13 protein-coding genes are annotated in these 11,924 nt (G+C 67.7%); 3 read left to right on the top strand and 10 right to left on the bottom strand.

Going from position 1 to position 11,924, the window contains the following annotated elements:
- Window position 1: 1 nt before the first annotated feature.
- Both A5680_RS26470 and A5680_RS21945 read right to left on the bottom strand, forming a co-directional pair.
- On the bottom strand, window positions 2-136 hold the full coding sequence (locus A5680_RS26470) for a hypothetical protein (RefSeq protein ID WP_255380440.1): 135 nt from the start codon (window positions 134-136) through the stop codon (window positions 2-4).
- Between the two features lie 59 nt (window positions 137-195).
- Window positions 196-1,056 (bottom strand): hypothetical protein, encoded by an 861-nt coding sequence (locus tag A5680_RS21945; RefSeq protein WP_067823161.1) that lies wholly within the window; start codon window positions 1,054-1,056, stop codon window positions 196-198.
- A gap of 122 nt (window positions 1,057-1,178) precedes the next feature.
- On the opposite strand from A5680_RS21945, the gene A5680_RS21940 reads away from it, so the two are divergent.
- Both A5680_RS21940 and A5680_RS21935 read left to right on the top strand, forming a co-directional pair.
- Complete coding sequence (locus tag A5680_RS21940) at window positions 1,179-1,925, top strand: cutinase family protein (RefSeq protein WP_067823159.1); 747 nt, start codon at window positions 1,179-1,181, stop codon at window positions 1,923-1,925.
- A 76-nt stretch (window positions 1,926-2,001) separates the two neighbouring features.
- A complete protein-coding gene (locus A5680_RS21935; RefSeq protein ID WP_197499829.1) occupies window positions 2,002-2,832 on the top strand; it encodes an oxaloacetate decarboxylase in 831 nt (276 codons plus the stop codon).
- Here the strand turns inward: A5680_RS21935 and A5680_RS21930 are convergent.
- From A5680_RS21930 to A5680_RS21895, 8 genes are all read right to left on the bottom strand, one after another.
- Window positions 2,813-3,262, bottom strand: a complete 450-nt coding sequence (locus tag A5680_RS21930; protein ID WP_055404854.1) for a DUF4383 domain-containing protein — start codon at window positions 3,260-3,262, stop codon at window positions 2,813-2,815. The genes A5680_RS21935 and A5680_RS21930 overlap by 20 nt on opposite strands.
- 71 nt (window positions 3,263-3,333) lie before the next feature.
- Window positions 3,334-3,912, bottom strand: a complete 579-nt coding sequence (locus tag A5680_RS21925; RefSeq protein WP_055404855.1) for a cyclic nucleotide-binding domain-containing protein — start codon at window positions 3,910-3,912, stop codon at window positions 3,334-3,336.
- 74 nt (window positions 3,913-3,986) lie between these two features.
- Complete coding sequence (locus A5680_RS21920) at window positions 3,987-5,543, bottom strand: succinic semialdehyde dehydrogenase (protein WP_067823155.1); 1,557 nt, start codon at window positions 5,541-5,543, stop codon at window positions 3,987-3,989.
- Window positions 5,544-5,738: 195 nt separating this feature from the next.
- A complete protein-coding gene (locus A5680_RS21915) occupies window positions 5,739-6,206 on the bottom strand; it encodes a GreA/GreB family elongation factor (RefSeq protein WP_067823152.1) in 468 nt (155 codons plus the stop codon).
- A gap of 16 nt (window positions 6,207-6,222) precedes the next feature.
- Window positions 6,223-6,738, bottom strand: coding sequence for a GreA/GreB family elongation factor (locus A5680_RS21910; protein ID WP_067823150.1), 516 nt, complete (start codon window positions 6,736-6,738; stop codon window positions 6,223-6,225).
- Window positions 6,739-7,001: 263 nt separating this feature from the next.
- A complete protein-coding gene (locus tag A5680_RS21905) occupies window positions 7,002-7,598 on the bottom strand; it encodes a hypothetical protein (RefSeq protein ID WP_067823147.1) in 597 nt (198 codons plus the stop codon).
- A 128-nt stretch (window positions 7,599-7,726) separates the two neighbouring features.
- Window positions 7,727-9,244 (bottom strand): CdaR family transcriptional regulator, encoded by a 1,518-nt coding sequence (locus A5680_RS21900; RefSeq protein ID WP_067823279.1) that lies wholly within the window; start codon window positions 9,242-9,244, stop codon window positions 7,727-7,729.
- An 81-nt stretch (window positions 9,245-9,325) separates the two neighbouring features.
- Window positions 9,326-10,096, bottom strand: a complete 771-nt coding sequence (locus A5680_RS21895) for a GAP family protein (protein WP_055404859.1) — start codon at window positions 10,094-10,096, stop codon at window positions 9,326-9,328.
- A gap of 999 nt (window positions 10,097-11,095) precedes the next feature.
- Between A5680_RS21895 and A5680_RS21890 the strand changes: the two genes are divergently transcribed.
- Window positions 11,096-11,924, top strand: an 829-nt coding sequence (locus tag A5680_RS21890; RefSeq protein ID WP_231977673.1) for a condensation domain-containing protein, incomplete at its 3' end; no start/stop codon positions are given.

Here is an 11,924-nt window from a genome sequence, read left to right as displayed (position 1 = left end):
GTCAGTCCTCGTTGTCCGGCTCGGTGAGTTCCGGCGCGTTCTCACGCGTTGCCATGCCGCCCTCGCGCCCGTGATCCGCGGGACCCGGCCGGCCGCCCTTCGGCTCGTCGTCGTCGTTCTGCGAATGCTTGCCCATCGCAACCTCCTTCGTCGACCGACGGACTACCCGCTGCGGCACGATCTGAAAGACCTGCGCTACGACTGGATCAATGCCTTCCGCAACGTCGGCCGAACGACGTCCGCTATGTAAGGCGCGGTTGGTTGATCGCCCCACCGATGCGCCCCGTGGGCGGACGGGTGGGTGAAGGTGCAGACGATCATGCGGTGCTTACCGAGGAATGCCTCGTGGTGATGGTCGTCGTACGTGCGCCCGCCGACGAGGAGGGGTTTGACCCATTTGGCAACGGCCCTTCCTTGAATGATCACGATGGTGGGTTCGAGGATTTTCATCGTGGCGCTGAAATGCCCACCGCAGTTCCGAAACATCGTTCCGGTCGGGCGGCCATTGCTGCTGCCGGGTGGTGCTGCCGAACACAACAGGCGGTTCACGAGGGCAAAACCATCGAAGATGTGAAACGGCTTGTCGTTAACGGGTTTAACGAACTCTCCTTCCCGGTCCGTGCCCGCATCGGTTCCCATCAGGATGCGTAGAGCCGTCGTCGTTCCCCGCATGTGGGGGTTCCGGCCCTTATGCGTATTCGTCGTGTAGTACCGCTTTTCCAGTCCAGTCACGTCGTGGACTTGTTGGTATCGAGCGTCGAGCGTGACATGGGACTGCAGCGCGGGGGCGCCCTTAGGAAATCCTGACTCCTGGCCGACGACGACGATCCGAAGGGGCTTGCCGTCGGCGCGGAGGTCGAAGTGTCGCCCGACGTGGCTCATGGTTCCCTCGCGGAAACTATCGCCGGGCCGACACGAATCGCGGCAGTCGGCCTGGTGCGAGCACACAAAATCCGTTTCCGTGAGCAGGTTCTTCTCGACGTATCTGCGGAGCTTCGCGACGCGGATGCGCGTTGCGGCTCGATCCGCCGTGATGATGGGTCGTGCGAATGCCATAACCCTGGGTTTGCCATCGTCCGCCAGCGCTAATCCGGCGGGTGAGCACGGTGCCGTTCCGTGGCGGTCAAGCCACAACAAATTCGTGGTTTAGAAGTGCCGATCACTGGGCACACAGCGCCATGATTGCGCGTCAGCTCTCCCGTTTCCTTGCTTCCGCGGTGACCGCGGTGTCGGGCGCCAGCGCTTCGGTCCTCGCTTCCGCGCTCCCGCTGGCCTCGGCCGATGCGTGTCCGGACGTCCAAGTGGTGTTCGCCCGCGGCACCGATGACCCGCCGGGCCTCGGTCCGACCGGACAGGCATTCGTCGACTCGCTGCGCCCACGCGTCGGCGCAGGTTCGTTCGACGTGTATCCGGTCAACTACCCCGCCACCCACGACTGGACGAGCGCGGGCGAGGCGGGCGTCAGAGACGCGGGCGCGCACGTCGTTTCGTTCGCCCACGACTGCCCCAACAGCAAGATGGTGCTCGGCGGCTACTCCCAGGGCGCTGCCGTCATGGGCTTCGTCACCTCGCCGGCCGTGCCGGCCGGGATCGATCCGGCGAGCGTGCCCAAACCGCTGGAGCCCGAGGTGGCCAACCACATCTCGTCGGTCGTGCTCTTCGCAACGCCAAGCGACAAGGCGATGAACTTCTTCGGCGAGCCGCCGGTCGTCATCGGCCCGCTCTACCAGGCCAAGACCATCCAGGTATGCGCGCCTGGGGACCCCATCTGCTCCGACGGGATGAACTTCGTCGCGCACGACACGTACTCGACCAACGCGGCGATGATCGACCAGGGCGTGGCCTTCGCGGCCAGTCGTCTTGGTTCCGGCGCGGGACCGGGTGCGCCGACGACGGCCGTCGGGTTCTCTGGCGCGGCCAGTTAACCCTAAACAGCACAAGGCGTTTCGCCACCATGCCGATCTGGCGACCGCCTCTGATCGGCGCGAGCATAATCGGGTGGTGGATTCGCACGCTGCAGAGCAGTTTCGCCGGCTTCATCAAGAGGGGTGTTTTCTCATCCCGAACCCGTGGGACGCCGGTTCCGCAATCGCCCTCGCCAACCTCGGCTTCCCGGCGCTGGCCACGACCAGCGCCGGCCTGTGCTTCGCCCGCGGTCTGCCGGACACGCCGACCGCGCTTTCCGTCGACGCCGCCCTGGACAACATCGCCGAAATCGTGGCCGCGGTCAGCGTCCCCGTCAACGCCGACTTCCAGGCCGGGTACGCCGCAGAAACCGACGAGCTCGCCCACAACGTCGCGCGCTGCGTGGCCACCGGCGTAGCGGGGCTCTCCATCGAAGACGGCACGGGCGCCGCCGACAAGCCGCTCTTCGAACTGGCCGAGGCCACCGATCGCGTCCGCGCCGCGCGTGCGGCGATCGACGACTCCGGGGCCGACGCCGTGCTGACCGGCCGCGCGGAATGCTTCCTCTACGGCCACCCCGATCCGCTCGCCGAAGCCATCCGGCGCCTGCGGGCTTATGCCGAGGCGGGGGCCGAGGTGCTCTTCGCGCCGGGGATTCGTACCAAAGAGGACATCGCGACCCTCGTCGACGCCGTACGGCCCTACCCCGTCAACGTCCTGATGTCGTCCGACACGGGGTTGACGGTGACCGATCTGGCGCACCTCGGGGTGCGGCGGATCAGCGTCGGCTCGGCCTTGAGTCGCGTCGCCTGGGGCGCGTTCCTGGCGGCCGCGCGAAAGCTGATCGAGGACGGTTCCTTCGCGGGACTGGCGGGTGCCACCGGATTCGACGAGCTGAACGCGCTGTTCACCGGACGGTCGAGCTAGGGCGCCTCCGCAGATCGGCGAGCGAGTTTCGAAGCCCGCCGTCCAGCCGAATCTGCACCGCGGCCACCGCGAGCATCACCCCGGCGGTCACCAGGTGCACCACCGCGTCGGTGACGTTGTTGGGGAAGGTGAAGACGACGGCGACCTGATGCGAGAAGAAGGCCCAAATGCCGGGCAGCGCACCGGCTATCGCGGCCAGCAGCAGGTACAGCACCGCCCACGACTTGCGCGTCGCGAACACCAGGCCCGGAGCGAAGAGGGCGAGGCCCGCGACGGCGTGCCAGCCGTTGTAGTCCATGCCGAGCAGCTGGACGGTCGGCGCGGTGGGCCCGGTCGCGAAGCTGGGATTGATGACGAGGCCGATCACCGCCTGGACGACATGAAAAGCGCAGATGATCAGCAGCCCGATCTGGGCGAAACTCCACCTCACGTGGCACCCCCTTGTGCACGGCGGGATGGGTCGAATACTACGCGCCGTAGTAGGGCAAGTGCAATGAACGGCTACGTTTTGTCGTTCCGCTCCAGCCACTGGGTGATCGCGTCTTCGAGCGCGGTCGCGACGTCCAGACCGGCGCTGTCGGCCGCCTGCTCGAACCGCTCGACCAGTTCGGTGCGCACCGAGGCACCCAGCTTGGTGCGCGGCGGTTTCGGCTTCGGCGGCAGGTCCACCGGCACGTGCCGCGCGACGGACGCGTCGATGATTTCGCGGAGCGCCGGCAATTCGCGAAGCAGCCTGTCGAGATCGTCGCGTTCGATGCGCAACAGCTCGGCCGGTCCGGTCGTCGTCACGGTCGCCGACCGCAGCCGCCCGCGGTGCAGCGCCGATTCGCCGATCACCTCGCCCGGTCCCAGCACGGCGATGCGGTCCCGCCCGGCGTACACGCCCACCTCGCCGCTGAGCAGGATGTAGGCGGAGTCCGACGGCGTCTGCTCATGGATCAGCGGCAACGGCGCTGACGTCGCGGTGCGATGAGCCGCCCGGGCGAGACGCAGCAGATCGGCGTCCGAGAAGTTGGCGAAGGTGGCGTACTCGCGTAGCCGACGTGCGTCTTGTTCGTATTGCTTCTCGTCGGCCTTCATAGCGGTCTCCTGACGTGCGATGTGACGCTACATCGAGGAGCGTAACGCGGATTTGCGTTTACAAAAGGCGAAAGTCAGTTCCTGCCGGGAAGCTTCATCACCGTCCGCACGATCGGCAGCAGCGACTTCTGCCACAGGGTCGTCGGAATGCCAAGGGGCGGATCGAGATTGAACACGCGGGCAGTCGCGATCGTCTGCGATTCGGTGTACTTGAGCAGCCCCTCGGGACCGTGCCGTCGACCGACGCCGGACTGGCCCATCCCGCCCATGGGTGCGCTCAGGCTGCCCCAGGCAAACGCGTACCCCTCGTTGACGTTCACCGTCCCCGAACGCAGCCGGGCGGCGATCTGCTCGCCCTCCGCCGACGAACCGGCCCACACGCTGGCGTTCAGCCCGTACTCGGTGTCGTTGGCCTTCTCGACGGCCTCGTCCACGTCGGCGACGGGGTAGATGGAGACCAGCGGGCCGAACGTCTCGTTCGCGGCGCATTCCATCTCCGGCGTGACGTCGGCCAGCACCGTCGGCTCGTAGAACAGCGGCCCGATGTCGGGCCGCGCCTTGCCGCCGGCAAGCACCTTGGCGCCCTTGGCTTTCGCGTCGTCCACGTGGTCGGTCACCGTGTCCAGCTGGCCCGCGGAGATCAGGCTGCCCATGTCGACCGAGAAGTCATATCCGGTGCCCAGCTTCATGTTTCGCACGGCGTCGCCGAACTTGCGGGTGAACTCGTCGGCGATGTCCTTCTCGACGTAGATCCGCTCGATGGAGATGCACAGCTGGCCGGCGTTCGAGAAGCACGCGCGGGTGGCCGCCTTGGCGGCCTTGTCGAGGTTGGCCCCGCGCGTGACGATCATCGCGTTCTTGCCGCCGAGCTCGGCCGAAAAGCCGATCAGCCGGCGGCCACAGTGCTCGGCGAGCTGCCGCCCGGTGGCGGTCGAGCCGGTGAACATCAGGTAGTCGCAGTTGTCGATGATCGCGGTGCCGACGATCGATCCCGGCCCGGGCACGATCGCGTAGAGGGCGCGCGGCAGGCCGGCCCGGTACAACAACTCGGCGCACGCCAGCGCGCAATACGGGGTCTGGCTGTCCGGCTTGAGCACCACCGCATTCCCGGCCAGCAACGCCGGCACCGAGTCGGACGCCGTCAGCGTCATGGGGTAGTTCCACGGCGAGATCACCCCGACCACGCCCTTGGGCTGGTATCCCACGGTCGTCTTGCCGATCCCGGGCAACAGCGACTGCACGGTCCGCGGCTTGAGCAGGTCCTCGGCGACGCGCACGTAGTAGTTCGCGTTCGCCATCAGGTCGACGATCTCCTCCTGCGCCGCCCAGCGGGCCTTGCCGGCCTCGGCCTGCAGCAGATCCATCAGGAAGTCGCGGTTTTCGACGACCAGGTCCCGATAGCGGGCGATGACCTCGACGCGCTCGGCGACCGGGCGGTTCGCCCAGTCGACCTGGGCCGCGCGCGCCTCGGCGAAGGCGGCTTCGACGTCCTCGGCCGTGCCGATGGGGATCGTGGTCAGTGGCTTGCCGGTGAAGACCTCGTCGATGGTCTTGGTCTGACGTGCGCTGACGTCTTTGATCGCGGCGAGGTCGCGCAGGCGGTTGAAGACCTCGGCTGACGGTGCAGGCATGTCTCGTCCTCTCGCAGAAGCAGGTGTTCTTCAACACCAGCCTATGGGCTGCGCAAGGTCGGGCGGCGGCCGCGGCTTTTGGCTACGGCGTACAACGATCACATCCGCCCGTAGGCGACCGCCGTGATGAGAAGAACGATCGCCAGAAGAAGGAACATCACCGCCACCGGGTCGATGAGCGCGAACAGCATGGCGTCAGTTGGTGCGCGCCAGGTAGACGCCGTACGGCACCGCGCTCAGCAGGGTGACCGCGAAGGCCGCGCCACTGGGCAGCGGGTAGGTGCGGCGCTCACCCGGACGCGCGCCGGCGATGGCCGAACCCAGCGGGGAACTGATCGAATACACCTCCAGATCGCTGTGCTCGGCGCCGCGCGCGCCCAGGAGGAAGGTCTCGGTGTCGCCGGTGTCGTCGTAGCGGACGGTCAACACCATGCCGGGTTCGGCGACCCCGTCGTCGGGCGGGTCCTCGCCGACGACGGCATTGACCAACAGGTCCTGAATCCGCTGCATTCGCAGTCGCCGCGCGCGCTGGACGGCGACGAAGTTGTCGTCGGCGGCATCGCCGGCCGCGTTGCCGTCGCACAACTCCCGCAGGGTGGCCAGCTCGCGCCGCAGCCGTCCGTAGGCCTGCGGTGAAAGCCAGGTGGGTTGCACACTGGTCATGTCCGGGTTCCTTTCCTCAGGCGGCGGTGGCTGTCGGTGTTCGACGAGAACCATTGCGGCCCAATGTGTTTGGCGACGGTGGCCGGTAGGGCACGGCCTTGAGCAGCGTCACGAGCCGGCCGGCGTCGTGGGGGATCGCATAGATGCGTTGTTCGCCGGGGCGGGCACCGGCGATGCAGCGGCCCAGGGGCGATGCCATCGAGTAGACCTTGATGTCGGCGTCTTCGGCGCCCCGCCTGCCGAGCAGCAGGGTTTCCGTTTCACCGCTGGCGTCGTCGCGGATGGTCAACACCATGCCCGGCCCCGCGATCCTCTCGGCCGCGGGGTCGTCGCGGACGGCCGCCGACTTGAGCAGATCCTCGATCTCGCGGATGCGTCGTTGCCGAGCCGCCGGGCGGGCGCCGCGGCTGGCGCCGTAATCCATGGCGTCGTCGGGAACTTCGATGCTGCGCAGCGAGCGCAGCGCGCCCAGTTCGTCCTGCAGGCGTCGCCGGTGCTGTGGTGTTATGTACACGGGTGCGAAGGTGGTCATCGCGTTATTTCCTTTCCTAAGTAGGGGTGTCGTCAGGGGCGGGCCGACGGGTGGCTGCCGTCCCTGACGACGCGGAGCCCTGTTGAGGGGCAAGTCCTCTTGGGATACGTTGTCCGCCAGGGAAATTCATCGGGTTCCCGGACTACCAATTCCCATAGTGCCTACTCCAGCGTCGGGCCGCTTGCCCGAACAGGACAAGGGAAAGGTTGGTGATTGTGCCGAGCCGACAACGCCACTTCGCCGGTGCCCGAGCGGCCGCTAATTCACGGTTGCCCGACGAGGCCGTTGAAGTCGTGTTGCCATTTGGCGTGCCGGGCTCGATCGAGGGCGTGGCGGGCGGCGCCGAACGCAGCGGCCGCCGACAGGCTGACGGCACCCCAGATCGCCAGGGTGATCGTGACCGCCTCGGCGCGGGGAGACATCATCGGTCGGCTCACCGGCGAACCCCGGCCGTCGACCCAGAGCTCGAACTCATCGCCGACCCTGGCCCCGAGCGGTGCGGCGACGTCACCGGTGCGTGGGGCGCCGGCGAAATCCCATTGGGCGGGCACCGTGACCGTCGGGCTGTCCAGGTTGGTACGGGGATGGCTATCCCCGACGACCGTCGCGATCACCGGGCGGCGAGTCTGGACCTGCTCGGCGTAGACGCGGCTTCGCGACTCATGAATCGCGGTGCCGACGGCAGCGGCGATCGGCACGGTAAGCAGTGACACCGCGACGGCCAGCACCAAGAGCAGCGCCTCCAGCCGGTCGCTTGCCCGGATCAGCGGGTTCCGGCTGAACAGCCGCGCCACCAGCCGTCGCGGCAGCGGCAGGGTGAATGTCTCCAGCGCGGTGCGGTCGTGGGTCGGGCGGGTCATCGGATGTCCTATCGAGGGATCGGCACCGGCCATGATCTGGCCACCTCAATCGTCGCGTGGGTGCGTGCCGCAAAGCTTGCCGAAGCCCGACAATGGCGCCGTGGCGCATTGTCGGATCTCGACAGCGTTCAGCCGATGTCGGTGGCCGCGAGTTCGATCATCATGGCCAGCCGCTTCCGGGCGTCATCCAAGGGGAGGTTGGTGATTTCGGCCATCTTGCGCAACCGGTAGCGCACGGTGTTCTCGTGTACGCCGAGCCGCGCACCGGCTTCGGCCGGGTCGCCCTGGGCCTCCAGCCACGCCCGGAGCGTGGCGAGATAGTCGGTTCCGTGGGCGCTGTCGTGGCGGCCCAGCTCGACCACCGGTCCACGGGTCGGGGACCGGCCGGCCCGCGCCGCGGTGCGCAACCGCTGCAGCAGGATGTCGTCCCACGACTCGTCGTAGGCGGGAGGGGCGGAGCCTGGCGACGCCTCATGCAACGCCAGGCATTCGTCGGCCTCCTGGCGGGCGGCGGTCAGATCGGCCACCTCGGCAGTGCCGCTGATGCCGGCCAACACGCTCACCTGCTCGGGCAGCGCCGCCTTCAGACCGGTCACCCAACGCCGCGCCGTCGCGGCGTCCTCGCCGGGAAGCGCCGTGTAGATGGTGTTGCCCGCCAAGGCGCTCCGACCCGGCCGCGACCAGCCGAAACCCGTGGTGGCACGCTCGAACGCCAACAGCAGGGCGGCGTCGCGTTCGGCGCCGACCGAGGCCTGCAGCGCGATCACTCGCAAGCCGCTCTGCGGCAGGCCGAGCTTGCTTGCGGCCGTGGCGGAATCGGCGCTGCCGTCCAGTAGCCGGATCACCAGCTCGGATTCCACCTGACGTTCGAGGTCGGCGCTGGCCTGGGACCGCAGCAGGTGCAGGGCGACGGTGTGGGCTCCCTCGGCCAAGGCGCCGCGCGCCGACTCGTCCAGCGGCTCCGAACACCCCACCCACACCGAACCCATCAGTTCTCGGCCGGAGCGCACCGCCACGACCATCCGCCCGGTCACGCCGTGTTCCGCATCGCCCTCGACGAAGAGCGGCTCGTCCGAGCTCGCCAGATGCGCGAAGACGCCACCGGCTTCGAAGAATGCGCGCAGCCGGTCCGGAGTCTGCCGGTCCAGGATGGTCTCGACCCGCGCCGGGTCGGCGTGTTGCTGCAGCCGTGAATACGCGAGCACACGCAGCAGCCGATCTTGGATGACGACGGCGCTGCCGATCGCGTCCGCCAGGCTGTCGGCCAGCGCGAACAGGTCCGTCGGGCCACGACCGGCCGCCGTCTCACGGCCCTCGAGCACCAGCCCGTAGATGACCCCGGCGATCTCGCTCCACGACAGTGTCTCGTCGACCAGCATCACCGCGCCGACCCCGGCGTCCGCGTCGAACGTCATCGGCTCGGCGTGATCGCGCGTCAGCAGCACGACCGCGTGAGCCGACGCCGCCCAGCGGATGCCGTCGCCGAGCGAGTCGGCGCCGATCGCCAGCAGAACGTCACCGACGACCACCCGATCGCCCTCGTGAATGGCCACGCTGCGCAGCTCGGTCGACCTGGGCGCCGAAGACCAGACCAAGCGGACCCCGTAACCACCCAGCACGTTGACCAAGCGGTCCAAAGTGATCACGAGCGCTCCCAACGCGGCCGGCAAGACGCAGATGCATTTGTATCGTCCCGCGTTCACGAGCGGCAGGCGATTGCCGAATGCTCAAAGAATGTGCATGCCCTGGGCCAGCTGCGAGACCCCGACCACCGTGAAGACGGTGACCAGGATCCGCCGGTGATAAGCGCGCACCCAGTCGTGCAGTTGCCGCAGCAGGGCCTGGGTTCGCACCGGCGCGGCCAGGTACCCCACCAGGATCACCTCGACGACGGAATACATCAGCAGCACGAACGCTATGGAGGCGCTGACCTGCGTCGCGATCGCGGCCCTGGACGCCACGATGATCGCGAGGATGAACAGCACCCCGTCGACCGGCACCGACGCCAGCCCGATCACCCACGCGATCCACAGCGATCCCTTGTCCCAGGCGCGGTGGGCCCGGTGCAGCAGGCGCCGGATCCCCGAACCGTCCTCGGCCGAGACGTCCCCTGCCCGGCTCAGGAATCGCGGCATTGCTGGCGGCGTGTTCGAGGCGTCGTCACCCGACGTCCGCGCCTCCGCACGCTGACGCGTCGAGTACCGCACGGCCATCAGCGCGGCGATCGCGAGCCCGAGCACGCCGAGGCCGATCTGGATGTGCGGAAGGGTGGAGCTCGTGGCCTTGGCTGCGCCGTGTCCGGACGAGCCCAGGATCGACGTGAAGTTGAGCAGGATCAGCGGCGCGAGAAGCTCGGGCAGGCACACCGTGAGGCCGCCGACCCAGTAGGCGAGCAGGTTCGGACCCGGCCGCGGTCGGGAGATCATCAGGAGAGCCAGACCGAGACGCACCGGATTCAGCGCCGCCAGAACTCCTAAGCCCAGCACCGACCCCCACATTGCCGCAGCTTTACCCGCGCCCCGCGCGGCCTAAACAGGCGTCTGGTTGGCCGGGTTCGGCGGCGCCGGCGAATCCCGCTTCGAGGCAACACTTCTCGCACCCGTAAACTCTTCGCCAACCCCGGTGTGAACGGCGCCGCTCGTAGGTCGTGAAGAAGGTCACAACAACGCGTGGCCATGCGCAGGGGACGACGTAGCCGGCGCCGGGATCCACGGGTCCGTCGGGGCCCAAGGCGCAGGGTGGCTTTCGTCCGTCGCCCGACCCCGGTCGCTGCGGCAGCAACGCCCGCCGGGCCCGGCTCAGCCACCGAGCCGATCCCGCTGCGGCAACGGGATTTCGGCCGCGCATCGTGGGAAAGGACGCAGCCGCAAATCCCGCGCCGAGACTCCAGCAACGGATCCCATCGCCGTGTCGGCAAACGACCACCGGCCCGATCGGCGATTCTGAACCCCTTCGCTGCCGCCCGTCGGCGCCCGGGCCGGACAAACGTTTGGTTTGCTGCGGCACGGCACGCGAGTGCAACGCAGCGAACACCGCGAATCTCTTACGTGCGAACGAAATTCACAGGTTTGGCGCTCGATACCGCGGGGTACCCGGCGAGCCGTGGAGCGCGATGATCACATCACGACGGAGATCTCCGCGGGTCGACATTCTGGTCGAAACTAACGGCCAATCTTGATGCGCTGCATGCTGTTTCGTGCCGCGCGCCATTCGCATCTTCGGTGTAGGAGGTTGTCCGGTGCGGCTTTCGACGAGCACCGCGGCCAATTTTTCGCGTCGGTCAATAATGACGAGCGGCACAGCCTCCACCCAGCATCAGCCAATATCCTGCCGGGTGGGCCCCGGCGCCGTGGCCCGCTCGGCGTGTCTCGCCTACATCGAACAGAACTGGCTCGATATTCGTCCTAAGAGCAAGCGCAAGGCGCTGCCCTCTCCTAGTTTGTGATGTATAGACCGCCTAGGTATGAAGGACCGGGTAAGGCTTTGGGGGGAAATTAGTGGAACTCGGTGACCGCGCACTTCCGCTGACGCGGGCGCAGCTGGACATCTGGCTGGCGCAGCAGACGGGTCACTTCGATGTCGCGTGGCAGCTCGGCGTGCTGGTGCGGATCGAGGGCGCGATCGACCGGACCCTGCTCGAGCAGGCGATGCGCCACGTGGTGGGGGAGGCCGAAAGCCTGCGGGCCTCCTTCTTCGAGGTAGACGGCGAGGTCTTCCAGAGGGCGATCGAAAACCCGGATGTTGATCTGGACTTCTACGACCTGACCGGTTCCCCGGATCCCGAGCGCGACGCCCGTGACATGGCCTCGTCCATCCAGCGAACGCCGATGTCGCTCGCCGGCCCGATGATCACCTTCCACCTGTTCAAGACCGGGCCCGCCGAGTACTACTGGTTCAGCCGCTGCCATCACATAACGATGGACGGCTTGGGCATCGCCTTGGTCGGCCGCCGGATCGCGGCCGTCTACTCCGCCCTCGCCTCCGGGTCGCCTATTTCTCCCGCCTTCTTCGGCTCGTTGCGCGACCTGGTCAGCAGCGAGTTGGAGTACGCGGCGTCCGCGGATTACGTTGGCGATCAGGAGTATTGGGCCGAGCATCTTCCTTCGGCCAGCGAATCGGACTATCGGCTGACCGACGCCCCCAGTGGGCGCGATCCCTACGCCCCCTCGGTGCCGGTCCAATTGGACTCGTCGGTCGTCGATGTCATCAAGCGGTTGTCCAAGGCGTTGGGCATCCGCCGATCGTCGGTCCTCACCGCCGCCTGCGCGCTCCTGGTGCGCGCCTTGCGCGCCGACAACTCGGACGAAGTGGTGCTCGACTTCCCGG

Source organism: Mycobacterium sp. E2989 (genome assembly GCF_001667595.1).
GTDB lineage: Bacteria > Actinomycetota > Actinomycetes > Mycobacteriales > Mycobacteriaceae > Mycobacterium.
Note: the sequence above shows the minus strand (reverse complement) of the source record. Positions and strands in the feature narration are given on the sequence as shown.

Coding starts and splice junctions, on each gene's coding strand:
- A5680_RS26470 (WP_255380440.1), bottom strand. CDS start 136: ATGGGCAAGCATTCGCAGAACGACGACGACGAGCCGAAGGGCGGCCGG.
- A5680_RS21945 (WP_067823161.1), bottom strand. CDS start 1,056: ATGGCATTCGCACGACCCATCATCACGGCGGATCGAGCCGCAACGCGC.
- A5680_RS21940 (WP_067823159.1), top strand. CDS start 1,179: ATGATTGCGCGTCAGCTCTCCCGTTTCCTTGCTTCCGCGGTGACCGCG.
- A5680_RS21925 (WP_055404855.1), bottom strand. CDS start 3,912: ATGAAGGCCGACGAGAAGCAATACGAACAAGACGCACGTCGGCTACGC.
- A5680_RS21920 (WP_067823155.1), bottom strand. CDS start 5,543: ATGCCTGCACCGTCAGCCGAGGTCTTCAACCGCCTGCGCGACCTCGCC.
- A5680_RS21915 (WP_067823152.1), bottom strand. CDS start 6,206: ATGACCAGTGTGCAACCCACCTGGCTTTCACCGCAGGCCTACGGACGG.
- A5680_RS21910 (WP_067823150.1), bottom strand. CDS start 6,738: ATGACCACCTTCGCACCCGTGTACATAACACCACAGCACCGGCGACGC.
- A5680_RS21905 (WP_067823147.1), bottom strand. CDS start 7,598: ATGACCCGCCCGACCCACGACCGCACCGCGCTGGAGACATTCACCCTG.
- A5680_RS21895 (WP_055404859.1), bottom strand. CDS start 10,096: ATGTGGGGGTCGGTGCTGGGCTTAGGAGTTCTGGCGGCGCTGAATCCG.